Origin of the sequence: Chlorogloeopsis sp. ULAP01 (assembly GCF_030381805.1) — a bacterium.
Classification (GTDB): Bacteria; Cyanobacteriota; Cyanobacteriia; order Cyanobacteriales; family Nostocaceae; genus Chlorogloeopsis.
Genome location: NZ_JAUDRH010000014.1, coordinates 209,557 through 225,705 on the forward strand (window position 1 = coordinate 209,557; position 16,149 = coordinate 225,705).

At 42.0% G+C, this 16,149-nt stretch carries 14 protein-coding genes and 1 pseudogene; 9 read left to right on the forward strand and 6 right to left on the reverse strand.

Annotated features, from left to right (window positions below; genetic code table 11):
• The first annotated feature begins 9 nt into the window (after positions 1-9).
• On the forward strand, positions 10-657 hold the full coding sequence (locus tag QUB80_RS25710) for an HAD-IA family hydrolase (RefSeq protein WP_289792319.1): 648 nt from the start codon (positions 10-12) through the stop codon (positions 655-657).
• Between the two features lie 77 nt (positions 658-734).
• Positions 735-1,379: an HAD family hydrolase gene (locus tag QUB80_RS25715; RefSeq protein WP_289792320.1), complete on the forward strand. Its 645-nt coding sequence runs from the start codon at positions 735-737 to the stop codon at positions 1,377-1,379.
• Positions 1,380-1,452: 73 nt separating this feature from the next.
• Here the strand turns inward: QUB80_RS25715 and QUB80_RS25720 are convergent, their stop codons facing one another.
• Positions 1,453-2,691: an acyl-CoA dehydrogenase family protein gene (locus QUB80_RS25720; protein WP_289792321.1), complete on the reverse strand. Its 1,239-nt coding sequence runs from the start codon at positions 2,689-2,691 to the stop codon at positions 1,453-1,455.
• 54 nt (positions 2,692-2,745) lie between these two features.
• Between QUB80_RS25720 and QUB80_RS25725 the strand changes: the two genes are divergently transcribed.
• Together QUB80_RS25725 and QUB80_RS25730 are read left to right on the forward strand one after the other, a co-directional pair.
• Positions 2,746-3,039 (forward strand): hypothetical protein, encoded by a 294-nt coding sequence (locus tag QUB80_RS25725; RefSeq protein ID WP_289792322.1) that lies wholly within the window; start codon positions 2,746-2,748, stop codon positions 3,037-3,039.
• A pseudogene (locus QUB80_RS25730) lies at positions 2,961-3,304 on the forward strand (IS1634 family transposase); the annotation flags it as partial. The gene QUB80_RS25725 and the pseudogene QUB80_RS25730, both read left to right, overlap by 79 nt.
• A 37-nt stretch (positions 3,305-3,341) precedes the next feature.
• Here the strand turns inward: QUB80_RS25730 and QUB80_RS25735 are convergent.
• From QUB80_RS25735 to QUB80_RS25755, 5 genes are all read right to left on the reverse strand, one after another.
• Complete coding sequence (locus tag QUB80_RS25735) at positions 3,342-4,289, reverse strand: D-2-hydroxyacid dehydrogenase (RefSeq protein WP_289792323.1); 948 nt, start codon at positions 4,287-4,289, stop codon at positions 3,342-3,344.
• Positions 4,290-4,421: 132 nt separating this feature from the next.
• The gene (locus QUB80_RS25740) at positions 4,422-5,525 is read right to left on the reverse strand and encodes an ABC transporter substrate-binding protein (RefSeq protein ID WP_289792324.1); all 1,104 of its coding nucleotides are present in this window, start codon (positions 5,523-5,525) and stop codon (positions 4,422-4,424) included.
• Positions 5,526-5,613: 88 nt separating this feature from the next.
• Positions 5,614-5,943 carry a 4Fe-4S dicluster domain-containing protein gene (locus tag QUB80_RS25745; protein WP_289792325.1) on the reverse strand — a complete coding sequence of 110 codons (330 nt, stop codon included), beginning with the start codon at positions 5,941-5,943 and terminating at the stop codon, positions 5,614-5,616.
• A gap of 122 nt (positions 5,944-6,065) precedes the next feature.
• A complete protein-coding gene (locus QUB80_RS25750; RefSeq protein WP_289792326.1) occupies positions 6,066-7,718 on the reverse strand; it encodes an FAD-dependent oxidoreductase in 1,653 nt (550 codons plus the stop codon).
• A gap of 539 nt (positions 7,719-8,257) precedes the next feature.
• The gene (locus QUB80_RS25755) at positions 8,258-9,298 is read right to left on the reverse strand and encodes an NADP(H)-dependent aldo-keto reductase (protein WP_289792327.1); all 1,041 of its coding nucleotides are present in this window, start codon (positions 9,296-9,298) and stop codon (positions 8,258-8,260) included.
• Between the two features lie 537 nt (positions 9,299-9,835).
• On the opposite strand from QUB80_RS25755, the gene QUB80_RS25760 reads away from it, so the two are divergent.
• The 5 genes from QUB80_RS25760 to QUB80_RS25780 all read left to right on the forward strand — a co-directional run bounded on the left by QUB80_RS25760 (position 9,836) and on the right by QUB80_RS25780 (position 16,132).
• Positions 9,836-11,503 carry an iron uptake porin gene (locus QUB80_RS25760; RefSeq protein ID WP_289792328.1) on the forward strand — a complete coding sequence of 556 codons (1,668 nt, stop codon included), beginning with the start codon at positions 9,836-9,838 and terminating at the stop codon, positions 11,501-11,503.
• Positions 11,504-11,672: 169 nt separating this feature from the next.
• Positions 11,673-12,695, forward strand: a complete 1,023-nt coding sequence (locus tag QUB80_RS25765; RefSeq protein WP_502875325.1) for a sulfonate ABC transporter substrate-binding protein — start codon at positions 11,673-11,675, stop codon at positions 12,693-12,695.
• Between the two features lie 146 nt (positions 12,696-12,841).
• Positions 12,842-13,663: an NADPH-dependent oxidoreductase gene (locus tag QUB80_RS25770; RefSeq protein WP_289792330.1), complete on the forward strand. Its 822-nt coding sequence runs from the start codon at positions 12,842-12,844 to the stop codon at positions 13,661-13,663.
• Between the two features lie 451 nt (positions 13,664-14,114).
• Positions 14,115-14,909 (forward strand): ATP-binding cassette domain-containing protein, encoded by a 795-nt coding sequence (locus QUB80_RS25775; protein WP_289792331.1) that lies wholly within the window; start codon positions 14,115-14,117, stop codon positions 14,907-14,909.
• Between the two features lie 35 nt (positions 14,910-14,944).
• Positions 14,945-16,132, forward strand: coding sequence for an acyl-CoA dehydrogenase family protein (locus tag QUB80_RS25780; RefSeq protein WP_289792332.1), 1,188 nt, complete (start codon positions 14,945-14,947; stop codon positions 16,130-16,132).
• Positions 16,133-16,149 lie beyond the last annotated feature (17 nt).

Consider the following 16,149-nt stretch of genomic DNA (forward strand, 5'->3'; position numbering starts at 1 on the left):
GGACAATAAATGAAGCATCTTTGTGTCATTTTTGATTTGGATGGAACATTAGTTGACAGTGAGAGGCTTTGTAACCAAGCATTTATCGATCTGCTACCTTTTATCAACTACTCAGTTGAAAGTTTGATTCGTCGATATCGTGGCAGAAAATTGGCTTTAATCTTCGCTGACATAGAGATGAGGTTTGGCGAAAAGCTGCCCATAGATTTTGAGGCAACATATCGTCAGAGAGTAGATGAGTTATTTGAATTTTACTTGCAGCCAATCACAGGCGTTTCAGAGATGCTAAAAACCCTGGAATATCCATTTTGTGTTGCCTCAAGTGCGCCGATAGCAAAAATTCGCAAGGCTCTAAATGTAACCACTCTGTCGCATTACTTTGGCGATCGCTTGTTTAGTTCTTATGATATTGGCTCGTGGAAACCCGATCCAGGTTTATTTTTATATGCAGCAAATAAAATGGGATTTTCGCTCGAATATTGTGTTGTGATTGAGGATAGCGATGTTGGAATTGAAGCAGCACGCACAGCAGGAATGTATGCTTTGAAATATTCTAGTGAGGAAGAAGCAGAGGAAAAAAACAATGTATTTTCTAATATGAAATTCCTTCCAAAATTACTTAACAAGATTTACGTGATGAAATGCGATCGCTCTTAATCATTTAATGTTCAGATCCCCGACTTCTCCAAGAAGTCGGGGATCTTGTTTCTGAATCCTATATTTAAGGCAATGATATGGGCAAAAATCGGTTCAATCTTGTAATTTTTGATTGTGATGGAGTTTTGGTTGATAGCGAACAAATTGTGAATCGCATTTTTGCGGAAATGCTCACCGAAGTTGGTTTTTCTATTACCTATGCAGAAATGACTCAACAATTTACAGGCAAGTCCCTTGAAACCTGTTTAGAGATTATCGAGCAAACCTACAACAAACCATTGCCCAAAAACTTTGTCGAACGTTGCAGGAAACGAGAAATTGCTGCATTGCAGCAAGAATTACAGCCAATTTCGGGAATTACCGAAATATTGAAGCAAATTACATTACCAAAATGTGTGGCATCAAATAGCAGCCACCGCCATATTCAACTGGTATTGAAATTAACGGGACTTCTGCATCACTTTCATGGCAAGTTATATAGTGCTAATGATGTTTTGCGCCCCAAACCTTTTCCCGATGTGTATCTCTACGCAGCGGAGCAAATGAAGACAAATCCAGAACATTGTGCTGTGATTGAAGACTCTGTACCGGGTGTGCAAGCAGGATGCGCGGCAGGAATGACTGTTTTTGGCTATGCTCAACTTAGCGATCGCACTGCTCTTGCTGCTGCTGGAGCCAAGATTGTTTTTAACGATATGCGGCAGCTTTCTCAGCTGCTCTAGGTGGGACAAGGGGAAGAATTTTCTATCCTATCTCCCCTGCTCCTCTGCACCCGTTGCTCTGTATGCAATGAACTTAGAAAAATCCTCTCATCGGCAGTGGTGTGCCGTTGATTTCGTAGTCCCCGATCGCACGAGCTTTGAAGTGACTTGGGTTGTGTGATGCCAAGGTGCGAGCGTTTCGCCAATGACGATCCAAGTTGGAGCTTTTTTTAGTTGTGGAAGCCCCACCGACTTCAAATAGTAGGGTAGCTGAACGTAGTGCCAACTCATCAACAACCAGTTTCGCTTTGGCTGCACTCAAAGAAGCTCCTAGTGCTGCTGCTGTCTCCGCCTCTTCACCCTGAGCTTTGGCAGCCGGGAGGCGATCAAGAGCATTGGCGGCGGCTAGGACGATCGCTTCGGCAGCAAAGGCATTGGCGGAAATTTGACCAATGGTTTGCTGCAAGAGGGGGTCATCTGCTGCTTGCTCGGCTACAGCATGATAGAAGGTTCTGGGACGTTTGTGGACGAGGTTTATCGCATCGCGCAGCACGCTGCGAATAATACCAGCGTTAATCGCAGTCAGGAACAATTGCGGCACAATGTTATAGGGTAGGTTATCTTTATCTGTGTCTGTATCAAGAATTACTTCATCTGCCTCGACATGGACGTTGGTGAATGTAGTCGTTCCCGTACCTGTCAACCTTTGCCCGAAGCCGTCCCAGTCGTCTACAAGCTCAATCCCCTCGCGGTTGGTAGGAATGAGTATGAAGGCTGTAGCGTCATCGGGTGTTAACACACGCACGAAGATTAGGTCTGCATAAAGGCTACCAGTGCTGTAATACTTCATCCCATTCAGACGATAGCCGTCGCCATCGGGTATCAATTTTGTATTCACAACTTGACCGCCACCAGATCGCTTGACTTCTAGTTCGGTCGAAGCAAGTCCAATAATCGCGCCATCGATAACAGCCTTGAGCCATCGACGATTCCTTTGGGTGCGTTCTGAACGCAAAATTCTCTCCGTAACTGAGAAATGATTCCGTACAATGTGAGCAACATTTGGATCGGCATCCCCCAGCCGAATCACGACCTCGAACAGTTCCCGCGCTGAACTACCAGCACCACCTTCGGCAACAGGGATTCGCAATGCACCCAACCTCGAACGCCGGATCAATTCAACCACATCAAAAGGCAGGATGCGATCGCGATCGCGCTCAGAAGCCCCCAGAGCGATAAAATCAAAAAGCTGTTGGAGTTCTGGCGAGTGGGCTGTGACCGGAGCCGAAAACTGGATTGTCGAATCTGCAAGTTTTTCTGGACTCTTAATCATTGTTTTTCTCTCTGATATTTTAGGAATGGCTGTATCTAGGTTACAGAGGCAGTTGTGGTCTCAAAGAAGCGTTTAGCCGGGCGGGCTAGTCCCACATTTGGATGGAATAGCTTCCATGTAGATGGGGAATATGAAAACTCAGAGAGCGAATCTCAAAAAACGCCTTCATCAAATGATGTAGCACATGGATTGCTAACAATAGATATCTGGCTGCAAGTAGACGAAAAACCACAGCAAAATCTGAATGAGAAACTAGTAGATAAAGAACTGGCTTCAAATTTCTTAAAGACCCTATTTTTTTCGCATCGAGTGTATTTGTTAAGTCTTCAAAACGGGTGGCTGCTCTAGCTATGATTATGCTTGATGTTTACTTGTTTACATTATTGGGCAGCGACAACTCCGTTCCCATCTCGTCGCAGAAAATCACACTATTCCCAATCAACGCGGTTTTCCTACTCAATCTCCTACTCTGCGCTGGGTTTTCCAATGTTTTCAAGCTGTTCATCTAGTTGTAGTTTCTCAGGTCAAATTTATTTCTAACCTCACTCATGAACGACAGTTTATACTACGGTTTCTTGGTTATGCTTGTCAGAAATATTATCTACTTCGTTGAGCAACCTGCGGAATGTAGGATACTTACCGTTCACTTGCTAGTAGCCTGCATTTTTATCTACAACATTGCGTAGAGGTTCCCCGTGACGATAACGCGTCAGATTATCGAGAAACAATGCCACAATCCGGTTCCGAAGTTGTGGTGTAAGCGCTGAACAATGGGGTGTTACAAATACATTAGGCAAAGACCAAAACGGGCTTTCGGGTGAGAGTGGCTCAGTAACAAAAGTGTCTAAACCCGCACCTGCAATCCATCCTTCACTCAGAGCAGTTAATAATGCTGATTCATCTATAATTGCACCGCGAGCAATATTAATTAAGTAGGCATTGGGATTCATTAATTGCAGCACCTCCGCATCTATTAAGCCTTTGGTTTCCGGTGTGAGAGGTGTGGCAACTACTACATAATCAGCTTCTCCAAGCAGCGATCGCCATTCATTCACACCAACTATTTTGTCAAAATTCGGCAATGGTTCAGGATGGCGGCGACTACCCCAAATTCGCATCCCAAAGGCTTTAGCGCGAAGGGCAATTTCTTGACCAATATTTCCTGCACCGATAATTAATAAAGTCTTATTGTATAATTCTTCTAACTCTAACCAATTGAACCAGTGATGGTTAGCCTGTAAATTTTGCAACTTATGGACATTTTTGGCGTAATAAAGCATGAAGTTCAGTACAAATTCCGCTATGGGAATGGCATGAACTCCTGAACCGTTCGTCAGAATGATGTCATGTTCTAAAAAAGTGGGCGTCAGGATATGATTCACGCCTGAACTGGGTGTATGCTGCCAGCAAATTCCAGGTGCTGCTGCTAATACCTTGTGCAGAGTAGTAGGTTTTAATTTGAATCCGTTGAGGTAAACTTCTGCATGACTGGGATCGTCATCAAAATTACCATCACTATCTACACGCACAAATGTAATATCTGAAGGTAAGAATGGCTCAATATCGACAGCAAGTTCTATGGGTAAAATAATTTTCAAAATAAACCTCCTTAAGAATAAGGCAGAGGGCAGAGGGCAGGAGGCAGAAGGAAATGGTTTTTCTTACCCATCTGGCTTGAAATAGGATGCAGAGAAAAATATATTTTTCATTGGGACTATCTGTTTTTCAGTTTACTTTTGGTGCGGTGACACAATCCAATCATTCAATTTAAAATCTGATTTAGCTAATTTCTGGGTTACTAAAAACTGCTTTGTTCCTTCCAGCAATTTTATTCCTTTAGGAGGAAGCGGTTCTTGTGGAAATTGTTCGACAGGAAAAGATGCCTTCACCACATCAATCGGATATCTCGTCGCCTTGGCGTGGAATTTATAGTATGGTTCTGGATTAGCTTTGATATCTTTGACTGCTGCTTGTTTAATTTGATTCCACTTTTGAGGTAGATCAGGATGTCTGGCAAGAAAAGTTTCTGTGGCAACAGTTACACTAGTTCCTGGTAAATCAGAATGCTGTTTTGCTTCATCAATGACTGGATAACCCTTTGATATTAACAATGGCCCCGTACCTGTAGCAGCTGCGATCGCTGCCACGTCACCTCGTTCAAGTGCTGCTTGTGCTTCAGCTGGTAGCAAATGTATGACTGTTACATCTTTTTCAATACCAGATTTTTGCAACAATCCGATTAGATAGCGATGCATATACGACCCTTTAGAAGTCGCTACCTTTTGCCCTTTGAGTTGTGCTAATGAACGCGGCCCGTTTTTCTTCGCCAGCAACCACGCATTCATCCCCACTTGTTCTTGACTGATCAAGCGGGTGGGAGTACCGTTAGCTTTGGCAACCAATGCAGGTGTATCACCGTAGATGCCAACATCAATTGCCCCTGCAACTAAAGCTTCATTTAAGTTGGGGCCATTGGGAAATGAAAGTGTTTTAACTTCTGTAATCCCCAATTTCTGCAATTCTGGTAAAAATTTTCCCTGCTGCATTGCCCAACCTGTAGGGCCTGTAGGAACTTTAGCATTATTGGTACTAATGAAACCCAAACGTAAGGTAGAAGTGTTTGGTGTAAGTTGTGTGTTGTAGTTTGGCACTGCTTGCGAGACGGTTTGAGTGGAGCTGCAAGCAGTACTCAAGAATATTAAGCCAGATACTAGTAGTCCACCACAGTTTTTTTGGTAAATAGAAAAAGAAGAAAGGGTGAAGGGAAAAAAGTTATTTACTTGAGTCTTGAAACTTTTCCCCATACTACCGTCGTGTGTGTGATGTAGAATCATGAACAATAACCAAAGATATAGGAAGAAGCCTGGGCAACGGAAGCCGCAGCCCAGAACCGGAATGGGAAAAAGGAGAAAGAAATTTGTTCTACTTCATCTGCTTCAGTACTTGGTAAGTAGAATCTTGTTGGGCTGTGGTGGTGCGATCGCGCCCCCAACCAATATTTCGGCGGTAGCTTCCCAAAAGTCCAGCTTCTTTGAGTGACTTTTCGTCTATCTCTGCCAGGGGTTCAACTTCCGGGGCGACATAAAGCGCATCTACCGGACAATACAATTCACACATAAAACAGGTTTGACAGTCGCTTTGACGAGCAATTTTGGGTGGTGCATCTGGTACTTTGTCGAAAACATTAGTCGGACAAGCACTGACGCAGATATTACATTGAATGCACCGCGACTCACTGACTAACTCAATCATGGGTATCGGGTATTGGGTATTGGTGATCGGGTATTGGGTATTGGGAAGAATAGGACAAGGTGACACGCGGATATGGAGAATCGTGAATCATGTTCTTGTTCCTAGTTCCTAGTCCCAAGTCCCTAGACTGTTAATGCAAATTCTTTCCCTATCCCCGATCCCTTATTCCTTGTCCCTAATTCTTCAGCTTTTACCCAAACTTTATCCAAGCCACCACTAATCAAACGGTGCTGCTGATTGGCATCCTGTTGGGGATAGTCTAGGTGCCTATGCATTCCCCGCGTTTCTTTGCGTTCTAAGGCGCTGCTGTACATCCATCGTGCTGTAGCCACCATTGCAGCAGCTTCCCTGACACGGAGAATATTACCATCATCCGTAGCCTGGCTGGTACGAATCTCTTGCCAAAGGTAATCTAATCTTTGCAATGATTCTGTTAACCCTTGCTGATTGCGGAAATAATTGCGATGGTAAGGGAAAACTTCTTCTTGAGTAGCTTCGATGATCTCTTGGCTATTGAGTTGATGTTGACTACCAGATGTAAATCCGACTGTACCGATCGCCTCTACTTGCCGTTGGTTAGCTTGCTTGCCTAAGTCATGAGCGTATTTAGCAGCATAATGCCCCGCCCAGTATCCTGAAGAGAGCGCCCAAGCCGCATTGTGACTACCGCCCCCGGTGAATCCTCCACAGATTAATTCTCGCGTTGCTGCATCTCCAGCAGCATATAGTCCCGGTACAGAACTTGCGCAAGTATAATCGGTAATCCGAATCCCACCTGTACCCCGCACTGTTCCTTCTAAACGTAAGGTAACAGGGAAGCGTTGAGTAAAGGGATCGATGCCTGCGCGATCAAAAGGTAAGAAGAAGTTGGGCTGGGCTAGACGCATCTGTACGCGCATTTGTTCAGTGGCTTGGTCTAAGATGGCATAGACTGGCTGCATTAATAAAGTTTTGGCAATAACAGAACGCCCTCTTTGGGAACCTGCACCTGGTATAGGTGTGCCATCTTGGTAAGTGAAGGTAGCCCAATTATAAAACAGGGTTTTGGTAACAGAAGAAAAGGCAGGTGCGATGCCATAAGCATTGGAAAATTCCATCCCCGACATTTCCGCACCCGCTTCAGCTGCCATAAGGTATCCATCTCCTGTTAGGACATTGCAACCTAAAGCTTTGCTCAAAAAAGCACAGCCACCGGTGGCAATGATAACTGCGTGCGATCGCACAACCCACTTTTGACTAGTTTGACGGTTAACTCCCGTCGCCCCTGCAACTGCACCCTCTGCATCTACTAATAGTTGCAAAGCCGGACTATGGTCTAAAATCTTCACCCCTGCCCGTTTAATTTGCTTTCGCATCAGGCGCATATATTCTGGACCTTGCAGACTGCGTCGATAGGGTTTACCTTTCTCATCCGTCGGAAAGGGATAACCCCACTCTGCTAGTAGGTTGACGTTCGCATAAGTCTGATCCAGCACTCGTTGCATCCAATCACGGCTGGACAAAAATCCCCCTAATGCTTCGCGAGAAGCCATTGCTGCTTCCCTTGCTTCCGGTTTTGGTGGCACGTACCACACTCCGTTACCCGATGCCGCTGCACAGCCACTAGTACCGCAATAACCTTTATCTACCAAAACAACCTTCGCACCAAAAGATGCAGCACTCCAAGCCGCCCAAGTGCCAGCTGGGCCTCCACCAATTACTAACACATCACAATCTAAGTTCTGGTCACTATTGGTGGTAGATGAATCTGTTGAACACAACTGGTTCCTACTCATCGCATTCCTCGCTGCAAATATCAACGCTTGTCTAAACAGAAAAATATCTTTGCAATGGTGTGGCGATCGCCTGAGTGCGGATAGCGATCGCACTTAATTACTAACTGTAAAATGCAATATATCAATGATGCAAATGGATAGCTTATTAATCACGCTTCCTGAATATAGTAGCATTTAAAATTTTAAATACTGTTTATTGGTCGGTTTATCGTATTTTATTTCCTAAAGTAAGCTTTGCATACTTTTTTGAGAAAATCAAGAACTGCTTTAATAAAAATTAAACTTGATTTAAAAGAGTCTAGTGATATTAGTAAAGATTGTTTTTTAAGAGCGTATCATTATCTCATTGCCTGTCTCTAAACTAAAAATTTTATAAATCTATCGACTTACAGTATTTAATAATTAAATTTTATAAATTTTGGCAGAATCGGTTCATGTAATACAGTCACATACATAGAAAAACCGCCGAAAAATGGCGGTTTGATTTACATCTAGCTTAAAAAAGATAAAATGTAAAACAAATTTTTAACTTTGAATTATTAAGTTGCAGGATTTGGATAGCGAGTGTGAACGGTATCCAACTCTGCTAAAATTTCCTTGTCGAGAACTACATTCAGGCTACCTAAATTTTCTTGCAGTTGTTCTAATGTTGTTGCACCAATAATCGTGCTACTTACAAACCACCGACTTCGTACAAATGCTATGGCTAACTGTGCAGGCTTAAGATTATATTTTTTAGCAACTTTCACGTACTCTGCGACAGCCTCGCTGACATTTGGTTTCAAATAACGCTGTCCAAAACCTGGAAACAAAGTTATGCGTGTATTTTCTGGTGTATTATCACCTGTATACTTCCCAGACAAGAAACCAAATCCTAAAGGGCTGTAAGCTAACAAACCAACATTAGTATATCGGGTAACTTCTGCCAAAGCTGAATCAAACACGCGATTTAATAAATTATAGGCATTTTGAATCGAAACAACTCTAGGTAATCCTAGCTGTTGAGAGACACGAATAAACTCACTTACTCCCCAAGGAGTTTCATTACTCAAACCTAGATAACGAATTTTACCTGCTTTAATTACATCAGCAAAAGCCTCTAATTGTTCAGCAATACTCACAGTTTCTCGCTCAAAATTAGGATTGTATTCAGTTTGTCCAAATGTGGGAACATAACGGTCTGGCCAATGAATTTGGTATAAATCGATGTAATCTGTTTGTAGTCGCTTAAGGCTATCATCTACAGCCTGTTTAATATTGTCCCGATCAACTTTAATGTCTCCCCCTCGCAGCCATTTAAAAGGACGACCCGGCCCTGCTATTTTGGTTGCAATAATGAGGCGATCGCGTTGTTGTTTTTTCAGCCATTCTCCAATATAAGCCTCTGTTCTTCCTTGGGTTTCACCACGAGGAGGTACTGGATACATTTCCGCAGTATCAATGAAATTTATCCCTTGAGCAATAGCATAGTCTAGTTGTTGATGGGCTTCTTCAATGATATTTTGATGCCCATAAGTCATAGTTCCTAGACAAATTTCTGAAACTTTAAGGTCACTTTCGCCAAGTTGATTGTACTTCATATTCTTGAATATTTTTATTTGGTTACATTTTCCTACAAATTTTAAAAATACTACATTTTTGCTCAAAGTACACTAAAACTATAGTTTTATCGGAGTTAATGTCAAAAAGTGTATGTTACCAAACATTGCTTTCATAGGCAATATAATTATTGAAATATTAATTTTTAATTTAAATGTAGCTATTCATACTTATTCTATACAGTTTTGGTGAAAAACTACTATCTAGTAAAATTAATCTACTTTAAGTCTACTGACTTACTGTATATTAAGATTGCAAGGTAAATTTGCTTGCCAGAGTGGTACTATCTTTCCTCCAATTGTAACTAAGGGAGGAAGGATATTTTGTAAGTAATTATTGATAAAAATCTGAAAAAACAACAATAGTTACTCTGCAATTACTGCTCAGATGAGAGGCTATAACCTCACTGAAAATACGAACTTTTCTTTAGAAAATCAAATAGTTCCAATATCATCTGACTAGCTTGTGCGGAATTACCAAGAATTGTGTACTAGACCGAAGTTTGTGTCCTGATCAAGATGAAAAAAACATTTTGGAATTTGTTATTTACTTTCCCAGTCTTTGTAATGCTGCTGTTATTAGTAGCTAGTACGAGAACTCTTGCCCAAGAACAAGCAACAGAAATATCTCCATCAATCACCCAAAATACACCAGAAACAACACCTGCTGAACTATTCCAACCATCAGCACAGTCAACTACTGAATCACCTGTCACGTCAGTATCTGAGCTTTCTGATGTACAACCTACTGATTGGGCTTTTGTTGCACTCCAATCTTTAGTAGAAAGATATGGATGCATAGTAGGTTACCCTGATAGTACTTATCGTGGGAATCGCGCTTTAACCCGCTATGAATTTGCGGCAGGATTAAATGCTTGCTTAGATCAAGTAAATAAATTAATTGCATCCTCGACAGCTGAGTTAGCGACTAAAGAAGACTTAGCTACATTACAGCGATTGCAAGAGGAATTTAGACCAGAATTGGCTCAATTACGGGGAAAAGTAGAATCTTTAGAAGCGCGAACAGCACAACTAGAAGCGAATCAGTTTTCTACGACAACAAAACTAGTTGGTGATGCAATCTTCGTAGTGGCTGATACCTTTGGCGACACAGTAAATAACACTGCTGCTGATGATACAGAAGACGACACTACCACCTTTTTTGCTTACCGTGCCAGGCTCGCTTTACAAACTAGCTTTAATGGTAAAGACCAACTAACAACTGGTTTACAAGCAAGCAACATTCCTAACTTGGCAACATCTACGGGAACTCACATGACCCGTTTTACATTTGATAAATCGGGTGCTTTCGCAGATAGCGATCTGTATCTAGATCGGTTATATTATCGTTTCCCGGTAGGTGACAAACTCACTGTTTGGGTAGGCCCCAGGGCGCTTCAACCTGCTGTTCACACTCCTACCTTGAATCCCTTAGTTGGTGGAATCAACGGTGCTGTCTCTAGATTTGCCACCTTTAACCCTACTGTTTACCGACCTGGCTTTGACGGTGCTGGTGCAGCTTTGGCGTATAAGTTTAGCAAACAATTCCAATTAAACCTGAGTTACATAGGAGATAACTTTCAGACTAATGTACCGGAAATAGGTTTTTCCGATGCGAACAACATTGCATTTGCTCAATTAACTATATCCCCTAATAACGAGCTAGATTTTGGTCTGAGCTATGTCCGCAAATACTTTGCTAGTAATACTGGTTTTAACCTTACTGGTGGTACAGGTAGTGCATTTGCGAGAAACCCTTTTCAACAAAATGCCACTGCATCTGATAACTTTGGACTTCAATTTAACTGGAAAGTTACTAATGGTTTTAACGTAGCTGGCTGGTTTGGTTATACACTCGCCCATCAAATCCGCGGCGGTGATAACGATGCGACTATCATTAACGGTGCGCTTACTTTTGCCTTTCCAGATTTGTTTAGAGAAGGAAATGTAGGTGGATTTATCGTTGGTGTACCGCCTAAAGCTATCAGTAACGACTTTAGACCTAATCCTGGAGCGGATCGCCGAGAAGATAACGATACTTCTTTACACTTAGAGGCTTTTTATAGCTATCGGGTAAATAACAACATTACTATTACCCCAGATTTGTATGTGATTCTCAACCCAGAACACAATAGTGACAACGATCCAATTTGGGTAGGAGCTTTGCGTACTACTTTTACTTTCTAATCAAGATACCGGAGTATGATATTTTTTTAGTTATCTACTCCGATACATCTATCAAATTAGTGTACTTACTTTGTTTTGCGGATTAAACATGATGAGGCAACTTTTAAAAAGTGTAATTTCAAGACTTACAAAAGTAAGATTAATTAGTCTATTAGGTCAAAAGAAATTCTTGTCTATTCCGCCTCTTTCTATCTCTGGTACTTTTGTGGCTGGATTATGCTTGAGCTTATTATTTGCTGCTTGCACGGGTAATAACTCTGTTGAGAATAGCAATGTAACGGCGGCGAATAATACTAGCCAAAATCAAGCATCAGTCGTTAGATTTGGCTATCAAAAATCCCTAATTCTTCTTAAGGCTAAGGGTGTTTTAGAAAAACGGCTTAAACCAGAAGGTGTATCTGTTGAATGGATAGAATTTCCTGCCGGGCCGCAACTTTTAGAAGCAATGAATGTGGGAAGTATTGACTTTGGACATGCAGGAGAATCACCACCTATTTTTGCCCAAGCAGCAGGTACTCCACTTACCTATGTTGCAGGAATCGCACCAAGTCCTCAAGGTTCAGCTATTCTTGTTCCCAAGAACTCTCCTATTAAAACAGTTGCTGATTTGAAAGGAAAAAAAGTTGCTTTCCAGAAAGGTTCTAGCGCCCATTATATGCTAGTACAAATTCTAGAAAAATATGGCTTAAAATATACAGATATTCAACCTATATATTTACCTCCTGCTGATGCCCGTGCTGCATTTGTAAAAGGTAGTATTGATGCTTGGACTATTTGGGATCCCTTTTATGCAGCAGCTGAAAAATCAGCTAATGCTCGTGTTTTAATTGATGGCACAGGGATAAATAAGCAGGGAGGTTATTATTTAGCTACTAGAAAGTTTGCGACTGAGCAACCAGAAATTATTAAGGCAGTACTTGAAGAAATTCAAAAACTAGAAGAATGGTCTGATCAAAATCGAGATGAGGTAGCAGGAATTCTTGCGCCAGTTTTGGGAATTGATTTAGACACTATGAAAAAAGCAAGTTCAAGAAGAAAATTTGGTGTTGTACCTATTGATGAGAATCTGATTGCTATACAACAGCAAGTTGCTGATAAATTTTATGAACTGAAGTTGATACCAAAACAAATTGATGTGAAAGAGGCAATGCTCACACCACAGCAATATGCGGCTTTTTCTCCAAAGATATAGATTGGTTAGGAACATTAAGATTCCCCAACCCCCTTAAAAAGCGGGCTTTAGAAATTCCCCCCTTTATAAGGGGGGTTAGGGGGGATCTAGGTTTTAAGTTGGTTATTAACTACTAACCACTAACTACTATCCACTAACAAAAATGTATGACTAATCCTACTGAGTTACTCCATCGCCGTTATGGTGTAAATTCTTTCCATACAGATATTCCTTGGAATGACTGTATTGATACTCTTTTATCTCATCGTTCAATTCGTGCTTATCTAAGTGAATCTTTACCGTCAGGAACTCTAGAAACTTTAATAGCAGCAGCACAATCCGCTTCTACTTCTTCTAATCTTCAGACGTGGAGTGTTGTGGCGGTGGAAAGTTCCAACCGTAAGGAAAAGTTATCGCAACTAGCTAATAATCAAGCACACATTCGTCAGTGTCCTCTTTTCTTGGTATGGTTGGCTGATTTGGCAAGATTGACGCACATTGCCGAAAGCCGGGGGCTGCCACATCAGGGTTTGGATTACTTAGAAATGTTTTTGATGGCAGCGATAGATGCAGCATTGGCGGCGCAAAATGCGGTGGTAGCAGCAGAATCTCTCGGTTTAGGAACAGTTTATATTGGTGCGTTGCGTAATCGTCCAGAAGCAGTGGCGCAGGTTCTGAATTTACCGCCTCATATTTTTGCAGTTTTCGGGTTGTGCGTGGGTTATGCCGATCGCACAATAGAAACTGCAATTAAACCCCGCTTACCCCAATCAGCAGTATTACACCGGGAAACCTATCAATTAAGCGAACAAGATGAAGCGATCGCACTTTACAATCAAGTCATGAAAGCATTCTATAATTCCCAAAAGATGAATGTCCCTGGTGATTGGACGGAACATTCAGCTAAACGAGTCGCGTTTGCCGAATCTTTATCAGGACGCGATCGCTTACGGGAAGCTTTGAGGAATTTAGGATTTGAACTGCGTTAAGCTAATGCGCTCATAACTTAGATATAGGTAACGCCTTATTACTTTTACATTTTGTTGTAAAAAAATGCTTGCCTTTTTTTTCTAACTATGTAAAGCTATTATAAACTAAATACGGTATTCCTACCAATTTACCGTATTATATGTAAGTACGCTAATTAGCATCAAAATCCAAGGCATCAATGCCACGGAAATAACTGCTAGACAAAGATTGTAGGTCGAAAACACATAGCGACATCAGGGAAAAATGTCAATCCAAAAGTGCTGTTGCCCCATTGGTTCATCCAGTTGTCTCTGTTGTTAGGCATCTAACAGAGAAAACAATATTATCTTTGCAGCGCAGTATTGTAGAAATTTGCAAACAGCATACAAGCAGAAATTGACTGTAAAAGAAGAAGATTGGGCATTTCTATTTACCGAGAATTATTAGTTTAAAGATGGGAGGTTTTTTGGTATGGTATCCGAACCACGCGGAATGCACTTGCAATTACAAGGACTGAGGAAGTCTTTTGGAACTAAGACAGTTCTGCAAGACATCGATTTAGAAATTCAGCCAGGGGAATTCGTTGCGATCGTTGGTCGCAGTGGATGCGGTAAAAGTACGATGCTGCGTCTGGTTGCTGGGTTAGATGCTCCAAGTGCAGGTGGCGTGTTTTTGGATGGCAAACATAGCCATCAGCGGATTAATCCGACAATTCGGATGATGTTTCAAGATGCACGACTTTTGCCTTGGCAGCGAGTATTATCCAATGTAGAGTTAGGATTGCTTGGTTCTAATTCCAAGATATATGCCAAGCAAACAGCTTTACAAGTGCTGCGTGCAGTGGGCTTAGAAGACCGTGCTCAGGAATGGCCGGGTATTCTTTCTGGCGGACAACGTCAACGCGTAGCGCTAGCAAGAGCGTTGGCAAGTAAACCTTCATTGATGCTGTTAGATGAGCCTCTAGGAGCGTTGGATGCCCTGACACGGATTGAAATGCAGCAATTGCTAGAAGATTTATGGCAAGAGCAGAAATTTACTGCTTTGTTAATTACCCATGATGTGGAAGAAGCTGTAGTGCTAGCAGACCGAGTGGTATTGATAGAAAACGGTCAAATTGGCATGGATGTAAAAATTGATCTGCCACGTCCGCGTCCGAGAGGAGATGCAGAATTTGCCCAGACAGTCGAGAGAATTTTACAGCGAGTGATGGCTAAACCTCAAAGCGATCGCTCCCATGAGTATGCCCTAAATTCGGAAGCTGCATAACTTCTCCCCAGTCACAACCAGGAGATTAACGGGCAATGGTACAACTATTAGTTAAAGAAGAGTCTAAAAATTGGATTGCGATCGCTGCTTCTCTATCTGCGGAACTTACTGCTACAGCAGTAGAAAGAGATAGTAAAGCCGGGCTTCCAGATGTAGAAATCCAAAAGTTGCGAGAAACTGGCTTGTTGCCTTTGGTAATACCGCAAGAATATGGTGGTACTGGTGCAACTTGGGCAGAAGCTTTAAAAATTGTCCAAGAACTATCAAAAGCAGATGGTTCGATTGGACAGTTGTATGGCAATCACCTAAATTTAACAGCCTTGGGTCATGTTTCCGGCACTAGCAAACAAAAAGAAAGATATTATCGCCAAACTGCCGAACATAACTTATTCTGGGCAAATGCCATCAACACACGCGATACTAGACTGAAAATTAACCCAGATGGCGAGCATTTCCGCGTTAATGGAGTCAAAAGTTTTGGTACGGGTGTTGCAATTGCAGACTTGCGCGTCTTCTCTGCTCTTCAAGATGGTGTAGAACTGCCGTGGTTGTTTGTTATTCCCAAAGATAGGGCTGGTGTCGTTTCTAACCAAGATTGGGATAACATCGGACAGCGACGTACAGATAGCGATACATTTACCTTCCACGATGTTTTGGTGAAAAAAGATGAAATCTTGGGATATCCTCATCCTCCTGATGGTGCTTTTGCTACATTTTTGGGAATCATCGCTCAATTAACCAAAACTTATGTTTATTTGGGTATTGCGGAAGGAGCGATAACTGCTGCCAAAGAATACACCGCAACTCAAACAAAACCGTGGATTACATCGGGTGTAGATAGTGCCAAAAAAGACCCATACATTCTGTATCATTACGGTGAGCTATGGACAGAACTACAAGCTGCCATTGCTTTGAGCGATCGCACTGCTGCCCAAGTCCAACAAGCGTCGGAGAAAGAAGGTAATCTGACAGCTGAGGAAAGGGGAGAAATAGCGATCGCAGTCTTTGCCGCTAAATCTTTTGCTACTCGTGTCGGGTTAGATATCACCAACAAAATTTTTGAAGTCATGGGAACCCGTTCCACAGCTAGTAAATATGGGTTTGACCGTTATTGGCGGGATCTACGCACCTTTACCCTACACGATCCAGTGGATTACAAATTGCACGATATTGGTAATTGGGTACTCAACCAGGAATTACCTCTAGTTACTCAATATTCTTAAAGTATAAGTTTTCGCCA